This is a genomic window from Lysinibacillus odysseyi 34hs-1 = NBRC 100172, assembly GCF_001591965.1.
GTDB lineage: Bacteria > Bacillota > Bacilli > Bacillales_A > Planococcaceae > Lysinibacillus_B > Lysinibacillus_B odysseyi.
The window spans coordinates 455,347-474,346 of record NZ_BCVX01000001.1 but is presented as its reverse complement, the minus strand read 5'-3'; the positions used below and the strand labels follow the sequence as shown (position 1 = coordinate 474,346).

The window sequence follows — 19,000 nt, the reverse complement described above, 5'->3', positions numbered from 1 at the left end:
CTCATAATGAAAATATGGATAAATGATAATCGATTGGCTGTCTAACGAAAAAACAAACCAGCTGCTCCAAAAATGGCAGCTGGTTCGTTACTATATGTCTTCATCTGATGAAACCCATAGGAAGCTATTTCACTATGACGGTATCTAAGTTTACTCTTTGCCTTCAGCGAGCTTGAAACGCTCAACAATCTGCTTTAATTCCAACGAAATACGTGTCAGGTGGTGAACAGATTCCGCTACTTTTTGTAATTCATCCTGCTGTGCGACAGAAGAGGCACTTACTTCCTCAGCAGAAGCAGCTGTCTCCTCTGAGATGGCTGAAACACTCTGGATGGCGAAAATAGCCTGGTCTTTGTTTGCGACCATCTCAGCGAGCTTGGCAGATAGTTCTGCGATGATATTATTCATTTCTTCTGTCAGTTCGGCATTTCGAGTAAAGGATTGACCTGTACTTGCAACAGATTCATTTTGGTCTTTCATCGATTTAGTGTTCTCATTTACTACTTCAATTGTTGCTTTCGACTGCTCTAAAATTTCGTGGACAGTTTTTTGGATGGTGCTTGTTTCATTGCTGGATTGCTCTGCCAGCTTGCGTACTTCCTCAGCTACAACAGCAAAGCCTTTTCCATGTTCACCGGCACGTGCCGCTTCAATACTTGCATTTAATGCAAGTAGATTTGTCTGAGCTGTAATGTCTTGGATAGAAGTAATGATTTGATTAATGCCCGCAATTTTATCAGTCAAAGCATGTATCTGTTGTTCAACTTGTTCATTCATTTGATTGGCAACCTCATTTTGTTCACGAAGACGCGCAACCTGCTCCAGCCCGTTCTGAGTCGATTGGACACTTTGCTGAGATAAGTGATCCATCGTATCTGAAAGAGTGGAGATAGACGTAATTTGATCTGCAAGTCTGCCAATTTGCTCGCTTGTTTCCTCTGTATCTTCTGATTGCTTCGATGCACCTAATGCAATTTCTCCTATCGCCGCGGAAACCTCCTGGCTGGAAGCGACAATTTCTTCAAATGCATGATTGACAATCGCGGAGGAATCAGTGAGCCGCGAAGATGCTTCCAGTACTTCAGCAAGTGCTTGATTCGTCTGGTCCAGCATATAGTTATATGATGTGGCAACAGAGCCTATTTCGTCCTGTTTCAGACGTGCCGTATCAACCTTTTCCGTTAAATCACCAGCTGCTGCATGCTCCATTGATTTTTGGACACTTGTAAGCGGCTTGATATGACGGTTAATAAACCAAGCTGTTGAAAGCCCCATCAGCAGCATAATAACAAGACCGCCAAAGATTGTTATAATAGCGATTTTTTCGAAAGGCTCAATAATTACCGAGCGAGGCAGAACTGTTTGAATTGTCCATGTTTCATCAAAACCGTCCAGTTGAATCGGTGCAAATGAATTGAAAGCACGTTCATTAAAGCTTTTAGAATCCACGTATACAGATGTCGTTTCCCCGCGGTCTATCGCATCCTTGACCGGTTTCCAATCGATCGCATCCTTCATATTTGTCCCGTTCATCGCATCCTTCAAGCTGTTGGCAATGACTGTTCCATCATTTGAAATGACACTAGCGTATCCTCCAGCAGGCGTAATTTCCTCTGTTAAATCTGTTAAGAAATTTAGTGAAATACTGGCCATCAGTACACCGAGGAATTTTCCGTCCTTTGTTAAAAGAGGGACGGACAGCATCGTCATAGTGCCTTCTTTGTCATCTATATTATATGTAACCGGTTCTTGAAATACTGGCTTTTTTTCGCTTTTAGGAACTAAATACCAGTCCCCCAGGCCAGGTTTATCGTAATCTGATGCAGGGTTTAGCTCGTAACCGTTTCTTGTCTTTTGTAAATAAGCAGCAAACCTTCCTTGTGGATCAATGAGTTGTTGCTCCTCAGTAGAGAGCGGGTTTATTGTCAGTGCGTCTTTTTCAAAAATAATAGACATCCCAACAGCATTCGGGCTTCCTTCTAAATTTGCCTCTAAGATTGTAAGAATCTCTGCTGCCCGAAGTTTTTTCTCTGCATATAACGTTTCTAAAACATTCTTTGTTGTCGTTAACGATTCATCGACCTGCCTGAACTGCTGACTTAGTCTTAATGCGACACGTTCCGTATCAGTAACGGCAAATTCCTCCGCACTTTTTACCGTTTCTTTATGGGTAGTTATACTCGTCATTAAAGCAAAGACAACAAATAGTACTGTGAAAATACCTATAATTAAAGCCGAGAGTTTAAAAACGATACTATTTTTTCTTTTCATTTATCCATTCCCCTTCTTCTTTCCTATACAAGACTTATAAATTATATACAATTACCCAAGGAAAAGGAATATTTGGTTACACATTTTTAGGGCTAATTAATATTTTCTTGATAAAAATCAATGTTCTCCTAAAGCTGGGTGTGAGGAAGTACAGAAAGACACATTTAAAAGGAGAGAAAAATAATACGGTAAATGTAAAGAGAGGAGTGCTTCTGGGCTGAAGGAGCAATTTGGCGTTATGGCTCTAAAAGAATGGTTTGTTACTTTAAAAACAAAAAAGCTATCCTAAATGGACAGCTTTTTTTGACGGTATAAAACGGGACACCTAACATTCTGCTAGCAAGAGTAAGCTGCAATCGCTGAGGATGGGAATGAGCCAAAAGTATAATTTGGCCAAATAATACCTGTTGTGTTACCCGTTACATTTGAGGAAAGCACATACATTAAAAATAGCTGGCCATTGCGCAGGAGAACGATCGTCCATCTGCCATCACAGCCTGCTGCGAATCTTGTAATGCCGCTTTGACCACCTTGCTGCAGCATACTTTGTGCTTGAGCAGGGTTTTGCCTTATACTTTGATATCGATTAATAGTTTGCTGGGATGGAGGCGGAGGGGTTGTTGAGCTGCCCTGTCCTTGGCCGCCGCCTGGGAATCCACCTGGGAACCCGCCTTGGCCGCCGCCTGGGAACCCACCTGGGAACCCGCCTTGGCCGCCGCCTGGGAAGCTGCCCGGGAACCCGCCTTGGCCGCCGCCTGGGAATCCACCCGGGAACCCGCCTTGGCCGCCACCTGGGAATCCACCTGGGAACCCGCCTTGGCCGCCACCTGGGAATCCACCTGGGAATCCGCCTTGGCCGCCGCCTGGGAATCCACCCGGCATTCCACTAGGCATTCCACCTGGAAACCCTCCCTGGAATCCGCCTGGGAATCCGTTTGGGGGAAAAGTCATGTTATCGCTCCTTCTTCTTCGGATATTGTACTGTATGAAAAGTGACTACACCGAATTGGTCTAATGACCTAGTCATTGAAAGAAGGAGATGATTTAAGACAATCCTATACAATATTTAACATTAACACTGAACGGTTTTTGGCCGTTTTGTTATATTTGAATTAGCGGCTGGAAGACTGCGGTATTAAGTGTAAGGGAAATAAATTTGTTTAAAAAACGGACCATACTATTGAACAAACAGACTATGGGCTCAAATCAGGAAGGAGTTTATATGAACGGTTTCGGAAATACAATTTATTCCATAAGCCTTTCTCCACGATAAATAGATACAATTAAAAAGTATATCCAGAATCAATCGGAAAGTGTGTGCAATGTAATCTGCTTAGAGGATATAAAAAGTAGGAGGAACCTGCTTATAGTTTTTGAAGACTTAGTTTTTAATGTAGACTTTAAAGCTAATGGACTTCATTGCTCAAAGGAGAAGGGAGAATGTCTTTTGGGTTTGAAATATGAGAAAAGTATAAGGACAGATACGCCTGATAAAATTTATGTGACTAAGGGATGGGGCTATGTTGCTACCCTTGCTCTATTGCCGTATGCAATTTTAAAATCACTGTGGGCATGGGGATCAACTGTAGGGCTTACAACAAAACAAGCTGTGCAAAGTGTAGCAGACTTTGGCGCCGCATTGAAGGAAGGATCTGCTTTTTTATACACACTATACACCCACGGTATAGATTTCACAGCTGTCCTGGCAGTACTGGCATCTTTATATGCATTAACCTTCGTGACTTCCTGGGGAGAGAAATTTCCAAAATGGTTATTAATCATATCAGGATGGTCTGTCGGCGCATTAACGGTTCTAGTCAGTTTCTTGACAGCTCTTCAGTTTTTAGGAGTGCTTCCAAAAGGATACGCAGAAGGATTAGCCGGTTGGGTGTATGTGGTAACGTACGGAGGATTGTTTTTATGGGGAGTAACTATATTTATGGCGACCCTGTCGTTCCTGCATCGAATTAGAAACAAATTATCCTAAAGAGGGTATGTTAAGCGATAATCTACTTATAAAGCCTAGCTTGAATAAAACTCCCATTTTTCAAACTTGTAGGAAAAAGAAATGATAACAATAGCCGGAGAAGGCCAGTCAAAAGAGGGGGAAGGCGATTGGAAAGAAAAGAGCAGCCTGCAGAGGAGAGGGAAAGACTAAGACAGAAGGAATTGAAAAGTAACACTGCCGGCTCACTACAGGAAGGTTTTAATCGAGCTGCTAATGGTAGTCTAACTGATCTAGCAGGTGATTTGGGATGGAAGGGTATCGGAGTATTAATAACAGTATTCCTTATAGGTTATTTCATCTACCAATTATTATTTTAATGTAGGAAATTCCTGTGGAAATGCAATATTGAATGGTGGGGAGGATGCTTTTGCAGCTTAAAGCCTCTCCACCATTTTTGAATTAATGCTAATGATATACATAGAGACAGTTGTTTTCTTTCTAATTTTTGATAAATAACTACATAAATAGTGAAAGGGATATCATGTAACTAGAATAATGATTTTATATATTTTCTAAAAAAGCACTTGAAAAAATAGAAGCCATTCTATCTGAGTGAACAAGAACTGTTAGCACGCGATTGCAATATGAGAGTGGTTGAAATGAAGTCGCTTACATAATTCAAAGGTGCTCACACAACTCTTTTTATTTTCCGAAAATATCCAAGTTAAGAATCTAAATGTGACGGAAATGTGTCTTTGGGTATGGGAGGGGTTAAATTTTGCATTGAATTTCTAGGATTTTTTTTGTTATAGTAGCGAATAGACCGTTCGGTATATAAGGGAACAGCGTTAAATGGTTAACCATTCCTTATCCTTCTATACTGCAGGAAATCTAAAAAAGAATAGGAAGTTACACATGCAATCACATTTACAAGTCAAAAGTCCAAAATGGATGGCTGCTGTCTTAATGTTTGGATCGTTCATCGGTTTATTTGGTGAAACTGCTTTAAACATGGCGTTAACAGACATCATGACAGATTTTAAAATCGGCCCGGGAACAGGCCAATGGCTAACGACCGGATATTTATTAGTTTTAGCTATTTTAGTACCGCTATCAGCATATTTGGTTCGCTGGTTTACAACGCGCCAGTTAATTGTAGGCGCTTTAGTCATTTCGTTAATTGGCGGAGTCCTTGCTGCCGTTTCTCCAAGCTTTACCGTATTATTGGTAGGGCGCTTAATTCAAGCAATTGGAACGGGGATTTTCCTTCCATTAATGTTTAGCGTAATCCTTATGATATTCCCTGTAGAAAAACGGGGCCCTGTAATGGGGATCGTTGGGCTAGTATTAACTGCAGGTCCGGCACTAGGACCAACGCTTGCGGGATTAATTATCAGCTCTTCAAGCTGGCACTATATTTTCTGGATCATGATTGGTTTATATATTGTATTATTACTAATTGGTGCGCCGAAAATGGAAAATGTTTCTACTATTACAAAGCCCAAGATTGATGTGATTTCACTACTGCTCTCAACAATCGGGTTTGGCGGATTTGTTTATGCGTTAGCTACATTGGCAGAGCGTTCATTCTCTGATCCGATTGTTTGGATACCGCTTGTTGTAGGGATTGCAGCATTGGTCTTATTTGTTTTACGCCAATTCAGCATGACGGAACCGATGATCAATTTGCAAGTGTTTAAATATCCAATGTTCGCCTTAGGTACCGCATTGATGGTTGCAACATTATTTATGATTTTATCAGTAGCCATCTTAATCCCGCTGTATTTGAAAAGTGTGTTAGCCTATACATCAGTTGCGGCAGGTCTACTTATGTTACCGGCAAATATTTTAAATATCATTATGTCGCCGATTGTCGGTTCAAACTTTGATAAAGTGGGGGCACGTGTGTTTACCCGCATCGGCTATACACTTATCACGATAGGCTCTATTTTAATGTTAGTGATCCTGTCCTCCACAACGCCAGTATGGCAGGTTGTCGGGACATTATGTATCTTCTTTGTCGGCGTATCAATGACGATTATGCCGTCCCAGACAAATGCGATGAATCAATTGCCACCTCAGCTATATGCTGACGGTTCAGCTGCGATGAATACTTTGACACAGGTGGCAGGGGCTGCCGGTACAGCCGTGGCGATTACGATGTTTACAGCCGGCCAAAACAGCTATACAGAAAAGCATGGTTTCGGCCAGCCGCTTGATATGCTGGCGTACGGTGTCCAGCACGCCTTTATCGTTGTATTGATTGTCGCAGTTTTAGGCTTGATCGGATCTTTCTTCATTAAAAACAGCAGACCGAGTCATTAAGTGGAAAAACTCTCACTTCGGTGGGAGTTTTTTATAAGCCGTGTATGGAATCGAGAAAATAAGCCTCTGTTAGCTTTCTCGGTATATGACAGGAACAATGTGGCTAATTAGCGTTAACAATTGCTGTAATACGGTAGTCGTCTTCATTTAATGGATCACGCTGAAAGTAAATTTCGAATGAGTTAAAGTCTACCCGAAGCATGACATACATTCCAGTTTTCGTTTGTTCAAAAGCAGAGAGGAGCTCTATATCTTTTAGATCAGCTATTGGAAAATAGTTAGTTTGCAGCGGCTCAATATCTCCTGCAAACTGAACAGTTTTATTTACTTCATCCAACAGCACATCCGAATGAAAGTACTGCTTCATCATGTCAAAGTTGTTTGTTCCGACAGCAGAAAAACCTTTTAGTGCTTTATTCATCAGTTCAGAAAATAAGGCTATGGCTTCGGTTGAGCTGGCTGTAGTGACAGGGGGCTCCTCTACTTGTCGGTGTGTCTCAGCTTGGTGTAAGACAAAAAATAATACAGCTGTTGTCATCGTAAGACTACAGGCTACTGAAATAAGGAAACTTTTCCGTTTGGCTCTCTGTTTACGCTGTAATGTGCGCTCACGCTGCAATGCCCTTTTTTGAATGTTCTCTTTTAATTCAGAAGTAAATAATTGATTTGTTGCAATATGGGCATCAATTCCCCGCTGTATCTTTTCGTTATTCCAGTCATTCATTATATTCACCTGCTTGCTCTTCTAAATTTTTCTTCAGTCGTTCTCTAGCACGGCGCAATCTTGTGTAAACCGTACGCTCTGACAATTGAAGAGTTTCACATATCTCACCGATTGAATAATCCAAGTAAAAATAAAAGATGACTACCTCCCGATATTTAATAGGCAAGGATAGTATTTGTTCGCCTAATTCATAATCCTCCTCAAATCGGATAAATATTTCCTCAGCAGACGTAGATGTATGCGGCTCCTCTACACGCTCCGTGAAAAATAACTTTTTAAACGGCCAGCTTTTCATGTAATCTTTACAGCGGTTGACTGTCATTCGATATAAATATGTTTCATAAGAAGATTTGCCTTTAAATTGATGTTGCTTTTCAAAAGCCTTCAAAAATACATCTTGTAAAATATCTTCAGCGATATGTTTGTCTTTTACATATGTATAAGCTAGACGCATTAATTTTTCCCCATGCGCATTCATAGCCCACTCTAATCTTGTTATCTGTTCGCTTGCCAATGATGTCTCTCCTTTCTACTTATAAATTAGACGATACAAGGAGTTAATATTATTCAATATTTCCATATTTTAATTTGTTAATTTGAGAAAGAGGTGATAAAACCTAGTTTTTTAGAGTAAGTTAGTGGCGATATTATTTCTGAGAAAACTGTGAGGGTACTAATTATGATACATACTCATCCTAAAAAATAGGAAGTTGTTATCATACATTTGTGAGTCCTGGTAAAAATCGTGTAAGATAAATGTGAGTAATTATTTTGTATGGCAGCAAGAGGAGGTTCATCATTGAAAAAAACAGGAAGTGTGCTGATGTTTATAGGGGCAGTGATGCTCGCTATTTTTATGTATGCAGATTTGAAGCTGACATTTGGTTTATGGGCTACAGGTTTTATCATTAGTATGCTTATAGCAGCTGTGGGAGCGATTACCCTTATTATTTATTTCGCAAAGGGCATCCGGGATGACAACCGGTCTAAAAATAGCTCGAAATAAGAAAGTGTAGTACCTGTTAGAAATAAACAAATAGAATACGTCTATCTTTTCTTGCATTGTACGTATAAATTATAGCTGGAAAATGATAAGATCAGAAGAGTTGAAAGTCAAGGAGGATATAATATGAACCCAGGTCAGGAGAAATTTTTTCATTATATTTTAGAGCGTGTGAAACCTGAAAAAGTGGAGGAAGCAAAGGCGCTGCTTGCGGAGAATTTTAAAAAACAGCAGGAAGGAACCTTCACCCAGGAAGACGCTTTGCAATTTGTACCTCAAATGCAGGATATTTTAAAGCCTGAGAAAGTAGCGGAAGTGCTGGCGATTGCCCAAAAATTTGGCCAGCAGTTTTCAGCAAAATCATAAAAATAAAAGCTCCTAAACTGTCTCCTGTTTGTTAGCCTTGCCTAACGAGGGAGGCAGTTTTTTATAGTGGGCAAGTTTCCAACTGTTAAAAATATATTGACTTAGTATTCTTTAATGATTTAAAGTGTTAAAGTAAAGGCGCTGCTATAGATGAGGAGATTAATATGAGAAAATCATATATACAAGCATCTATCGGGCTTTACAGCAACTATTTTCTGCTCGGTATGGTGAATATTATTTTGTCATCCCATATGACATATTTAACGGAACAATGGAACACTGACCGCACAGGTGTCAGCTATATCATCGCCGCAATAGGTTTTGGTAAATTGCTTTCGTACAGCAGTTTTGGCATTTTGTCGGATAAAATAGGGCGGAAGCCGCTGCTGCTTTTTGCCAGCATTGCAATGGCCGTCTTTGCAATCGGCATACCGCTGACGACGAATTATTATATGGCGCTTATTTTTGCCATTTTAGCCGGTTTTGGGAATGCAGCTATGGATGCAGGGTCCTACCCAGCGCTTGTGGAGATATTCAAGAAAAAGGCTGGCTCTGCCAATGTAATGGTAAAGGCCTTCATGGCCATTGGAGCCATTATATTGCCGTTTATTATCTTATTTTTAAGCGAAAAAGGGCTGTTCTATGGATATGCTTTTTATCTGTTAGCCATTATTTACATGATGAATCTTTTCATCTTAATTTGGTCTCATTTCCCGAACCATGGGGAGGTTTCAGAAGCATTTGAGACAGACCGGAAATTCGAGGAACAGAACCAAAAGCTTAACCCTGACTTTTGGAAAGAGGGCATTGCGCTTATTGTCATTGGGTTTACCTCTACGGCATTGTTTACAGTGGCGCAAATCTGGCTGCCGAGTTACGGGGAGCAGGTAATAGGCCTGGCAGTAAATGATTCTGTAAAATTATTGAGCTACTACAGTATGGGATCATTACTATCAGTACTCATTTTAGCATTTATATTAAACAGGCTCATCCGTCCTGTGACAGTGCTCATTATTTATCCGATTTTGACGGCTCTTACCGTTATGCTTGTTTTGACATGGAAGAATGCTTCCTTTATGGTGATCGGTTCATTCTTTTTAGGGTTTACAACTGCCGGTATTTTACAGCTTGCTATTACGATCATGACGGAGCTGTTTTGGCGGAAGAAGGGGACTGTTACGGGTCTTGTTGCAACCGCATCTAGTATTGCGGCGGTCGCATTGCCGATTGCAACAGGGCTTATCGCGAAAAAAGGGGATATCGCCCATATCTTTATATTTGATGGGTTTGTTGCGGCCATTGGGATTGCTGCTGCCTGCATCGTCCGGTTCCGGTATATGCGCTTAGTCAAATAGCTGAATAAATACAAAAACGCCGCTGCATGATGCAGGGCGTTTTCATGTTGGATAGGACTATGTCATGCTGCTTCTTACAAAGGACAGGTTTTAGAAATAATAATGATAATGGAAGCCGCGGATATTTTTCTTATACCCTAATGATTCATATAAATGTTGGGCTCTATCGTTATCAATTGCTGTTTCCAATCTCAATCCTTTTGCACCAGTGTCTAATGCGAATGCTCTTGCCTTTAGCATTAATTGCTTTGCTATACCATTTCTTCTTGCAAAAGGAGCAACAAATAAGTCATTTACTATCCAAATACTCTTCATGTAAAGGGACGAAAAGGTTGGGTAGAGCTGAACAAATCCAAGCGGAGTCTTGTCACCGTTTCTTTTTTGATCAGCTGCTAAGAAGATAACAGATTCCTTTCGCTCTATTCTTTCCTTCAGGAAGGTGCGTCCTTCTTGAAACGCCGATGTTTGCCAGCTGAAAACCCGGTGCTGGTCAAACAGTTCCGCTACTAAATCCAATTCATTCAAACCTGCTTGTATGATGATTATCGTCTTGATCTCTTTCATTATATTTCCCTCCTGTAAAATTATTTTGCACATGCTGGGTAGACTGGCCTCTGCTTGCATCCTCCTCGCTTCTTGTTTCAGACCAACACAAAAAAGCCTTCAAAACAATTGAAGGGAATGACTCTTCAAATGCTTCAAAGACCTTTACACAGTGATCTGATTAGTTTGATATCAAGATAGTATTTACACACTTTCAGCAAAGGTGATGTAAAAATTATCCTATTTATATTATAGCAAATTTATTGTAAGACGCCAATGCCTTTAAAAGGCACAAATCATTTTTATAACCCATAATCGTATTTTACGCTAGAAATAGCTGGATAAATGCAAAAACACCTCCGCATAATATAGAGTATTTTTCTAGTTACCCGCTGAAAAGTCAAACTGTCTCGGTGATGGAACGGTTACTCCTTATTACATATTACCTCGCCAGTGACCGCATCGATTGCACGGATAGCGGTTTTTGTATAACGGTCACAAGCTTTATATACTAATTCATACACTTCCTCTTCCTCAACGTAATCCTTCTCCCATGCCAATTGGAAATCCAAGTGCTCCTTGAATTTTTCAAATGCCTGTTCAGGAGAAAGGACGGGCTCGTGCGGCAGTTCTTTTAATTGCTGCACAGTTATACGGGGACCCGAATAATGATCGATTTGGCCCGTCTCCTTATTGACAGCTATATTAATGACTTCTGAATGAACAGGTATTCCGTGGTCATTGTACAATCGAAACATGAAAAATTCCTTTGTTTCGTTTTCACGTACCTCTTCTTCATTTTGCGGAATGATATATTGTACGTAAGGAAGAAGCTCTGGAATGACCAGCTGCAGGAAGTGAAGCGCCTTTTCAAAGCATGCTTCATGCCCGAGCTGTAAGCTGCCTGTACGTTTCTGGAACCACATGAAGCTTCGGACTCTTCCTGTTTCTTTAGAGATAAATGCTTTTACGGTTTGTTCTGTCCTCTCTTTTAGATAGGATTCAAATGATAAATCTTCATTAGTAAAGTTCCACCCGCGTTCCCGCCACACAATTCCTATTTCTTCTCCCCAGTCAACCTCCCGAAGTTTTTCCATTGTATCGGTTATGCCGATGATTTCTTCCACAGGCCGTTCTGTTTGTACGTTCAAATCAAGAGAGGGAAGAGGCCTTGTTACTTCTCGTATCTTCTCATCCTGTTCAATCGCTGACTCCGGATTCATATCAGCCGCCCTATATTTCATAGGAACCAGGTTAGGTAAGTAGACGAGCCGCAGGGAGTCTTCTTCTACATTATGAATTTCTGCATGCATTTGATCTGCAACAAGCTCAAAATACAGCTGATCAAGGACATGTTCTGTTAAATTCTCTTTTAAAATAAGCTGTTTTGGAATAGGCGGAACTGCTTTTACACCCTTATAGTTAAACAGGATAACTTCCCCGCTATTATTCACATCAATATAGCTGCCGGCAGCGCTTAACGGAATACCCATTACCAGCTGCTCAAAGTAGAAGCGGGCGGCGTTACACTCTTTTAACTCCTTTACATGATGATAGGTGAAATGCTGCAAGGCATCTGGGTAGTGCTGGAGGAGGTATCGTTCTGCTATTGCCTGTTTTTCTTCAACTGATAGAGAAGGCGCGGTATTTTGGTCTTCTTTTTGCATATCAATCGTCAAGTATGTGAGCCGGCCCTCTGTATCGAGCTTTACGCCAATAATTCCTTTTTCCTCTTCCATCCATGAAAAATAGGCTTCATCCTCTTCATAATTCTCAATAACTTTACGGAAATCCTGAGGTACTTGTACAAGGGACCGGGCAATTTTCTCTAGTTCTTCTTTTACCAAATAAATAACCTCCGTTACATTCATATTTTTGTTCATGACAGCAGTCAAGTGTGTCTTCATTGTCTTTCTTGCTCTATGAAGCAGCGTTTTAACTGTTCCTTCGGGCTTTTTCATCATGTCTGCGATTTCCCTGATGGGAAAGCTATAATAATAGAACAATACGATGGCCGACCGCTGCGGGAGAGTCAATTTTGACAGCGCATCACTTACATGATCATTCTTCTCTTCCTCGCTAGGCTGCTCTAGCCGTCTGATGATTTCATCGTCATCAAACGGAATGAGCCGGTTTCTCTTCTTTTGAAGCCGGTAACATTCACGAATCAATATTTTAAACAACCAGGTAGAAAAATATTGGGGATTTTGCAGCTGGCCAATTGATAAAAAAGCTTTATAAAGTGTCTCTTGCACAGCATCTGACGCATCCTCTTTATTTCCGACATAAGATAGGGCTTTGTAAAAAAGGCGCTGCTTCTCTGCTGCAATACATTCCTCGAAAGCCTCTACATCGCCATTTATCGCCTTTTCTACTGTCATGCAATCATGCTTCATCTATGTATGTCACTCCTCTCATTATTTAGAGGCAGCCTGATACCTAAAAGGTTTCAGCTATTTACAATATTTTTGTACTGGGGATTATTATAACATTCCCGTGTTCTAACAATTGTGCTAGAAGGGAATTAGCTGCTGATAGTAGTTGATTTTACAGCCGTTTGTTGCTAGATTGAAATCTAACTACTGCACCGGTTAGGGCAGTGAAGGAGATGGATTACATGCATTCAATAAAACAAATAGGCAAACGTTTTTGGTACAGTACACCAATATCCGATACAGACCGTCCAGTATTAGGGATGGTAGTCGGCAGCGGGAAAGCATTGATGATCGATGCGGGCAACTCCGAAAGCCATGCCAACTATTTTTTTAAAGAGCTTCAGGAGCGAGGTGTGCCGCATCCGGACATCGTCATCTTAACCCATTCGCATTGGGATCATATTTTTGGCCTGCCTGCTCTAGGTGAGACACTGATAGTTTCCTCGAGAGAAACAAAGGAGGAAATGGTAAAATTACAACCATTGTCGTGGTCCGATGAGGCAATTGATGAGAGGGTCCACAAAGGTATCGAAATTGAATTTTGCGCCGCTGCGATAAAAAAGGAATACTTAGATGAACGGAATATTTCCATCGTACTGCCGGATGTCCTATTCGAAGAAAGGCTGGAAATGAACCTTGGAGATGTTACCTGCATCATCGAGAAAGTTGGGGGGAGTCATGCTTCTGATTCGGTTGTCGTCTATGTGAAGGAAGAAAAGATATTATTTCTTGGTGATGCCATTTATTGCAGGATGTATGCTGAGAAATGGCACTATAAAATAGATGAGACACTTCAACTATTAGATAAACTGGAAGCATTTGATGCGGAGACATATATCCTTTCTCATACAGGCGTTTTATCAAAAGAGGAGTTTCAGCAGGAAACATCGATGCTCCGGACAATTGCTCATCTAACAGAGCGATATAACGGGGAAAAGGAAAAGATAGTGAAGAAATACAAAGAGCAGCTGCAAAGGGAAGTATCAGAGGGTGAAATGGACACGATCGAACAGTTTGTGAATGGTTACTAAATGGCGGAAAGCAGTAAGATGATACCTATGTAATGGTTATGAGTGAATAAATAATAAAGCAGAAGACGATGAAGCGTCTTCTGCTATAAAGTTAAAACGGTGTGCCTCCATTAATATGAAGCACCTGTCCTGATACATATGAGGAATCATCGGAGGCAAGGTACACATAGCCTGGTGCCAGTTCGCTCGGATGACCCGCTCGTTTCATCGGTGTTTGGAACTCTCCCTCTTTACCGAATCCCTCGACTTGTTCTGCGGCAAACGATGCAGGGATAAGTGGCGTCCAAATCGGTCCCGGCGCGACAGCGTTTACTCTGATGCCTTTCTCGACAAGAGACCCGGCGAGTGAGCGGGTGAACGTGAGGATGGCTCCTTTCGTTGCAGAGTAATCGATCAAGTTCGGCGCTCCTTGGAATGCCGTGATGGATGTCGTGTTAATAATAGAGCTTCCCGGCTTTAAATGATCAAGCGCTGCCTTTGTCACATAAAACATACTGAAAATATTCGTGCGGAATGTTCGTTCCAATTGTTCTGCAGTGATGTCCTGCAGTGATTCCTGGGTATGCTGCTCACCGGCATTATTTACAAGAACATCAAGCTTGCCGAATGTTTCGATGACTTTAGAAACAAGACCTTGGCAGAACGCTTCATCCCCGATATCGCCTGCAATGAGCAGACAGCGTCTTCCTTCCCGCTCCACATACTGTTTTGTTTCCTCTGCATCTTCATGCTCATCAAGATAAGAAATCGCAACATCTGCTCCTTCTTTTGCAAACGCAATGGCTACAGCACGCCCGATACCGCTGTCTCCACCGGTAATTAAAGCCGTTTTACCTGCAAGTCTCTGGGCAGCGCCTGCAAGATTTTTTGTGAAATCCGGACGCGGCTCCATTTCCATCTCAAAGCCTGGCTGGCGCTCCTGTTGTTGAGCGGGAATATTTTCTGGATAATCTTTTGTCATGAGAGCATCATTCCTTTCATTAAAGCTGTTTAATTTCTAGCTTTTTCAACCCCGTGCATAGGTTCTATTACCCTGACGCTTTAATTTAAAACGAAGATATGTGCTCCCGATAAAACAATTAAAGAGAAGTGATGCTGCATTGGGGCAGGGGTTCAGGACGGAAAGCTCCGCTGCCAAAAAGGTATGGAAATAATCGATGTTTATTGAAAAAAGAGCAGCCCAAGTAGATGAGGGCTGCTCTTTCAGATGGAGTGAATCCGTTATTTAAACATATTGATTGTTGTAATAATGATTGGCATTCCAAATACATCGATTAAGAATGCACCAACAATCGGCACAATCAGAAAGGCTGTACGTGACGGGCCGAATTTTGATACAACGGCTGACATATTAGCCATAGCATTTGGTGTAGCGCCCAGCCCATGGCCAAGGAAGCCGGATACCATAATCGCTGCATCGTAATTTTTGCCAAGCAGGCGGAACAGAACGAACACCGCGAATAATACGATGAAGACGACCTGTGCTAAAATAATGATGAATAATGGCAATGCCAGATCGGCAATTTCCCATAGTTTGATGCTCATTAATGCCATCGATAAGAAAATACCAAGGGAGATATCTCCGATTAGATTGATTTCTTTCATATTGATTAATTCAGGATTGAAGCGGTCCACGATATTGCGGACAAGCACCGCTGTAAACATCGCCCCTACATATCCTGGTAAAACAAATCCAGTTACATTAGAGAACCATTCTCCGATATATGTACCAACAGCCATACTGAATGTAATTAAGAACACCTGCATCATAAAGGATTTTTCTGTAACGGGATGCTGGGATTTCTCTACATATTCTTCCGTTTCTTCAGAAGAGGGCTGTAGGTTGAATTTTCGGATTAAGTATTGTACAACAGGGCCACCGACAAGTCCTCCGGCAACCAGTCCACATGTAGCGGCGGCCATTCCGATCGTAACAGCGGAAGCAACACCCAAGCCTTCAATTGTCTCCCCGTAGGCAGCAGCAGCACCATGTCCGCCTTCCATGGAAACAGCTCCGGCCATAACACCGATTAATGGATGAATGTCCAGGACTTTTGCTAACGAAACGCCAATGACATTCTGCATAAGAGCGAGGAATCCGCAGGCAAGCCAATAAAAGATCAGCAGCTTTCCGCCTAATTTTACGAGCTTAAAGCTTGCCCCAAGTCCGATCGTTGTAAAGAACGTAATCATAAAGATGGACTGCAGGGAAGTGTCAAGTGTAATTTCTACGATATCAAAGCTTTTTAACACCGTTGCAAGTAACGCAAACAGCAAGCCGCCAACGACAGGTGCCGGTATACAAAAACGATTTAAAAAGCCAATTCTTTTTACTAAAAATGAACCGATCAAAAATAATGTTACTGCTAGGCATAGTGTTGTAATTTGGTTTAATGCCATATAAATCCCCCTTGTTGTTTCGTCTTAGATGTTCATTATTGCTTCATTGATGAAATAGGCGCCGAGTTTCGCTGTGCGGTTGTCTATATCGAGCGAGGGATTGACCTCACAAATGCTGAAGCTGATCGTCTTCTCATGAGATACCATTTTGCGTACAATGTCACGCACCTGTACAGCGGATAGACCAAATGGAGAAGGCGCACTGACCCCAGGTGCTTCAGCAGCATTCAATACATCCATGCAAAGCGTCACGAGAAGCACATCATGGGCATTCATAAAGTCTTGCAAAGCTGCCGTAAAAGCGTCTGATTCCAGCTGGTCATCGAAAAAGTACGCTACCCCATACTGATCGGCTGTTTCGAATAAAGCAGTCGTATTGCCATACTGCTGAATGCCGCAGACAAAATAGTGTGCATGTGGATCTTCGTCCAAAATCTGTTTAAACATCGTACCAGAAGAAGGCTGCTTGTCATAGGAACGCATGTCGAAGTGGGCATCGATATTTAGTAAGCCAATCGAAGCATCCGGTCCTGCTGCTTTTCTTACCCCTAAGTACTGACCATATAATGTTTCATGTCCTCCGCCAAGTACAATCGCTTTTCCATGTGCGAGGATATCAGCTACTTTATCGCCAAGTTCCTGCTGGGCACGCTCCAATTGTTCCCCTTCACAAATGACATCTCCAAAATCGATAAGCGATGTACTAGGTACCTGATGACGCCAAGGCAGCGAAGCGAGCTGCTTGCGTAGGGAAAGGGGAGCATCCTTTGCACCGACACGGCCATTGTTGCGTCGCACTCCTTCATCGCAGGCAAATCCAATGATTCCTACTGCTCCTTCTGTGGAAGCTGTCTGCACCACTTGGTGGTAACGGAAATAGGTACTGTCTGTCTCATGATCGATACGACCTTGCCAAACATTTACATCTGTCTCTTTATGCATATAAACTCCCTCCAATAGACTGAAAAATTGATATTTTTATTATATTTTCAATTGTTTATTCATACAAATATTGATTTTATATCTTATAATAGCTTTAAGCTATAAATGGGGTGAGAAATTGGACTTACGAAAAATGATGTATTTTATTGAGACAGTGAAATATAAAAGCTTTTCAAGGGCCGCTAAAGCGTTGCATATTTCGCAGCCATCCTTAAGTAATGCCATAAAGGCACTGGAACAGGAAGTGAATGCGCCGCTTATTGAACGGACGACAAAGCAATTTCAATTAACAGAGCTGGGACAGCAGTTTTATGAGCGTGCCCAATCTTTAATTGCTCAATTTGACGTGATGGATACGGAGCTTAAGGAGATGGCAAAAGGGGAGGCGCTGGAAATTCGACTGGGGATGATCGAATCAGCAAATTACTGGTTTTCCCAAGTTATTTTAGCTTATCAAAAGCACTATCCCCATAACCAAATTACAATCATCGATACATTGTACAATCAAACGGTACGCCAAGCACTGCTGGGGCTGCATGTGCACGCGGTCATTACAAACCAGCATATTATCGATACGGAAATAAAAAGTGAATTATTGTATAACGAACGATATGTCGTACTAATCAAAAAAGATCATCCGTTTGCGACAAAAGATAGGATTACGTTGGCTGACTTTACAGAACAATCACTCATCATCGGCATGCCCGAATTTCAAACGAGTGCCCAAATACTTCAAGCGTTTGAGCAGGAAGGCATTCTGCCGCATATTCAGTATAAAATAGAGCGGTTTGAGATGATTAAAGTACTGGTGGAGGAGGGGCTCGGCATCGCTCTCTTGCCGCAGCAATATGTGGAGCAGCATTTATCAGATAACCTAATGATACGCCAGGTGCAAAGCGAGTTTCTGCACCGGAACGTATACTTAAGCACAATGAAGGACCGCACATTCCCGAAAAGTATTATGAAGCTGTTTGAGCTTATTAAAGCGGCACATGTAGTTTTAGAATAAAGTTTGATTAAAAACAACCCACAGACCAATATTTTAAGTTAAATGAAAAGAGCCCGTTTTGAACAAAATTTGTTTAAAACGGGTTAATTCTTTGGGAAACAATGTGCAATTTTCATAAAAAAGTTTGATCATTTCCTAATGTTGATCTTCCACAATCGCGCCCTATTATGGAATATGTATAACTAATATTTCTCCTGCAAATTATCTTGTAGAATTTTCTCTGCAAGTTTAATGTTTTCTTTTAGAAATAAAGGTAGTTCCGTATGTGCAAGAACCTCTGATGTAGTCATCCAAATAACATCATCCACTTCTTCAGTACTTTTAGCGTAAGGTTCTCCAGATTTATGATGACACAGGAAAACTATATCGATTACATTTATCCCTGATTCTGTCACGAAGGATGAGCTATTTACATATTTAATGCCTGTAATTTCGCTACCTACTTCTTCAAAAACTTCTCGTTTTAATGTTCTTTCCAGAATATCAGACGAATCACCTTCAATTTCACACTTCCCTCCTACTAATGAGAGACCTCCACCAGCATGCTCTTCCTTCTCACTTCTGCGGATTAAAAGCCATTTCTCCTTGCGACGAATTGCCCCTTCTACATTTACTACAAACATAAAATACCCCCTGAAATTTATACTT

Annotated in this window: 18 protein-coding genes; 8 read left to right on the top strand and 10 right to left on the bottom strand. The window is 41.4% G+C overall.

Features of this window, described 5'->3' with window-relative positions:
• Positions 1–150 precede the first annotated feature (150 nt).
• Both BOD01S_RS02510 and BOD01S_RS23495 read right to left on the bottom strand, forming a co-directional pair.
• Positions 151–2,271 carry a methyl-accepting chemotaxis protein gene (locus tag BOD01S_RS02510; RefSeq protein WP_036155303.1) on the bottom strand — a complete coding sequence of 707 codons (2,121 nt, stop codon included), beginning with the start codon at positions 2,269–2,271 and terminating at the stop codon, positions 151–153.
• Between the two features lie 336 nt (positions 2,272–2,607).
• A complete protein-coding gene (locus BOD01S_RS23495; protein WP_052124873.1) occupies positions 2,608–3,222 on the bottom strand; it encodes a hypothetical protein in 615 nt (204 codons plus the stop codon).
• A gap of 496 nt (positions 3,223–3,718) precedes the next feature.
• Here BOD01S_RS23495 and BOD01S_RS02500 point away from each other — a divergent pair, with 496 nt between their 5' ends.
• From BOD01S_RS02500 to BOD01S_RS02490, 3 genes are all read left to right on the top strand, one after another.
• On the top strand, positions 3,719–4,258 hold the full coding sequence (locus tag BOD01S_RS02500) for a hypothetical protein (RefSeq protein WP_036155301.1): 540 nt from the start codon (positions 3,719–3,721) through the stop codon (positions 4,256–4,258).
• Between the two features lie 128 nt (positions 4,259–4,386).
• Positions 4,387–4,596 carry a DUF6366 family protein gene (locus BOD01S_RS02495; protein ID WP_036155296.1) on the top strand — a complete coding sequence of 70 codons (210 nt, stop codon included), beginning with the start codon at positions 4,387–4,389 and terminating at the stop codon, positions 4,594–4,596.
• 538 nt (positions 4,597–5,134) lie between these two features.
• Entirely contained in the window at positions 5,135–6,544 is a 1,410-nt protein-coding gene (locus BOD01S_RS02490; protein WP_036155294.1) for a DHA2 family efflux MFS transporter permease subunit, read from the top strand.
• Between the two features lie 103 nt (positions 6,545–6,647).
• On the opposite strand, the gene BOD01S_RS02485 is transcribed toward BOD01S_RS02490, so the two are convergent.
• Together BOD01S_RS02485 and BOD01S_RS02480 are read right to left on the bottom strand one after the other, a co-directional pair.
• Positions 6,648–7,268: a hypothetical protein gene (locus BOD01S_RS02485; RefSeq protein ID WP_036155292.1), complete on the bottom strand. Its 621-nt coding sequence runs from the start codon at positions 7,266–7,268 to the stop codon at positions 6,648–6,650.
• The gene (locus BOD01S_RS02480; protein WP_052124872.1) at positions 7,261–7,782 is read right to left on the bottom strand and encodes a sigma-70 family RNA polymerase sigma factor; all 522 of its coding nucleotides are present in this window, start codon (positions 7,780–7,782) and stop codon (positions 7,261–7,263) included. Before BOD01S_RS02480 ends, BOD01S_RS02485 begins: the two co-directional genes overlap by 8 nt.
• Before the next feature lie 285 nt (positions 7,783–8,067).
• Here BOD01S_RS02480 and BOD01S_RS02475 point away from each other — a divergent pair, with 285 nt between their 5' ends.
• The 3 genes from BOD01S_RS02475 (at position 8,068) to BOD01S_RS02465 (ending at position 9,992) form a co-directional block, all read left to right on the top strand.
• Positions 8,068–8,274, top strand: coding sequence for a hypothetical protein (locus tag BOD01S_RS02475; protein WP_036155290.1), 207 nt, complete (start codon positions 8,068–8,070; stop codon positions 8,272–8,274).
• Between the two features lie 123 nt (positions 8,275–8,397).
• Positions 8,398–8,637: a hypothetical protein gene (locus tag BOD01S_RS02470; protein WP_036155288.1), complete on the top strand. Its 240-nt coding sequence runs from the start codon at positions 8,398–8,400 to the stop codon at positions 8,635–8,637.
• 164 nt (positions 8,638–8,801) lie between these two features.
• Positions 8,802–9,992 (top strand): MFS transporter, encoded by a 1,191-nt coding sequence (locus BOD01S_RS02465; RefSeq protein ID WP_036155286.1) that lies wholly within the window; start codon positions 8,802–8,804, stop codon positions 9,990–9,992.
• 90 nt (positions 9,993–10,082) lie between these two features.
• Here the strand turns inward: BOD01S_RS02465 and BOD01S_RS02460 are convergent, their stop codons facing one another.
• Both BOD01S_RS02460 and BOD01S_RS23170 read right to left on the bottom strand, forming a co-directional pair.
• The gene (locus BOD01S_RS02460) at positions 10,083–10,556 is read right to left on the bottom strand and encodes a GNAT family N-acetyltransferase (RefSeq protein ID WP_081977977.1); all 474 of its coding nucleotides are present in this window, start codon (positions 10,554–10,556) and stop codon (positions 10,083–10,085) included.
• Positions 10,557–10,960: 404 nt separating this feature from the next.
• Positions 10,961–12,916 carry a sigma-70 family RNA polymerase sigma factor gene (locus BOD01S_RS23170; RefSeq protein ID WP_244887224.1) on the bottom strand — a complete coding sequence of 652 codons (1,956 nt, stop codon included), beginning with the start codon at positions 12,914–12,916 and terminating at the stop codon, positions 10,961–10,963.
• A gap of 236 nt (positions 12,917–13,152) precedes the next feature.
• Between BOD01S_RS23170 and BOD01S_RS02450 the strand changes: the two genes are divergently transcribed.
• Positions 13,153–14,001, top strand: coding sequence for an MBL fold metallo-hydrolase (locus BOD01S_RS02450; protein WP_036155284.1), 849 nt, complete (start codon positions 13,153–13,155; stop codon positions 13,999–14,001).
• 91 nt (positions 14,002–14,092) lie between these two features.
• Here the strand turns inward: BOD01S_RS02450 and BOD01S_RS02445 are convergent, their stop codons facing one another.
• From BOD01S_RS02445 to hutG, 3 genes are all read right to left on the bottom strand, one after another.
• A complete protein-coding gene (locus BOD01S_RS02445; protein ID WP_036155283.1) occupies positions 14,093–14,962 on the bottom strand; it encodes an SDR family oxidoreductase in 870 nt (289 codons plus the stop codon).
• Between the two features lie 260 nt (positions 14,963–15,222).
• Positions 15,223–16,407: a sodium/glutamate symporter gene (gene gltS / locus BOD01S_RS02440; protein WP_036155281.1), complete on the bottom strand. Its 1,185-nt coding sequence runs from the start codon at positions 16,405–16,407 to the stop codon at positions 15,223–15,225.
• Between the two features lie 18 nt (positions 16,408–16,425).
• Complete coding sequence (gene hutG, locus BOD01S_RS02435) at positions 16,426–17,343, bottom strand: formimidoylglutamase (RefSeq protein WP_036155280.1); 918 nt, start codon at positions 17,341–17,343, stop codon at positions 16,426–16,428.
• A gap of 118 nt (positions 17,344–17,461) precedes the next feature.
• Between hutG and BOD01S_RS02430 the strand changes: the two genes are divergently transcribed.
• Complete coding sequence (locus BOD01S_RS02430) at positions 17,462–18,352, top strand: LysR family transcriptional regulator (protein ID WP_052124870.1); 891 nt, start codon at positions 17,462–17,464, stop codon at positions 18,350–18,352.
• 182 nt (positions 18,353–18,534) lie between these two features.
• On the opposite strand, the gene BOD01S_RS02425 is transcribed toward BOD01S_RS02430, so the two are convergent.
• Complete coding sequence (locus BOD01S_RS02425) at positions 18,535–18,975, bottom strand: NUDIX hydrolase (RefSeq protein WP_036155279.1); 441 nt, start codon at positions 18,973–18,975, stop codon at positions 18,535–18,537.
• Positions 18,976–19,000: the final 25 nt, after the last annotated feature.

Coding starts and splice junctions, on each gene's coding strand:
- BOD01S_RS02510 (WP_036155303.1), bottom strand. CDS start 2,271: ATGAAAAGAAAAAATAGTATCGTTTTTAAACTCTCGGCTTTAATTATA.
- BOD01S_RS23495 (WP_052124873.1), bottom strand. CDS start 3,222: ATGACTTTTCCCCCAAACGGATTCCCAGGCGGATTCCAGGGAGGGTTT.
- BOD01S_RS02490 (WP_036155294.1), top strand. CDS start 5,135: ATGCAATCACATTTACAAGTCAAAAGTCCAAAATGGATGGCTGCTGTC.
- BOD01S_RS02485 (WP_036155292.1), bottom strand. CDS start 7,268: ATGAATGACTGGAATAACGAAAAGATACAGCGGGGAATTGATGCCCAT.
- BOD01S_RS02470 (WP_036155288.1), top strand. CDS start 8,398: ATGAACCCAGGTCAGGAGAAATTTTTTCATTATATTTTAGAGCGTGTG.
- BOD01S_RS02465 (WP_036155286.1), top strand. CDS start 8,802: ATGAGAAAATCATATATACAAGCATCTATCGGGCTTTACAGCAACTAT.
- BOD01S_RS02460 (WP_081977977.1), bottom strand. CDS start 10,556: ATGAAAGAGATCAAGACGATAATCATCATACAAGCAGGTTTGAATGAA.
- BOD01S_RS23170 (WP_244887224.1), bottom strand. CDS start 12,916: ATGACAGTAGAAAAGGCGATAAATGGCGATGTAGAGGCTTTCGAGGAA.
- BOD01S_RS02450 (WP_036155284.1), top strand. CDS start 13,153: ATGCATTCAATAAAACAAATAGGCAAACGTTTTTGGTACAGTACACCA.
- BOD01S_RS02445 (WP_036155283.1), bottom strand. CDS start 14,962: ATGACAAAAGATTATCCAGAAAATATTCCCGCTCAACAACAGGAGCGC.
- hutG (WP_036155280.1), bottom strand. CDS start 17,343: ATGCATAAAGAGACAGATGTAAATGTTTGGCAAGGTCGTATCGATCAT.
- BOD01S_RS02425 (WP_036155279.1), bottom strand. CDS start 18,975: ATGTTTGTAGTAAATGTAGAAGGGGCAATTCGTCGCAAGGAGAAATGG.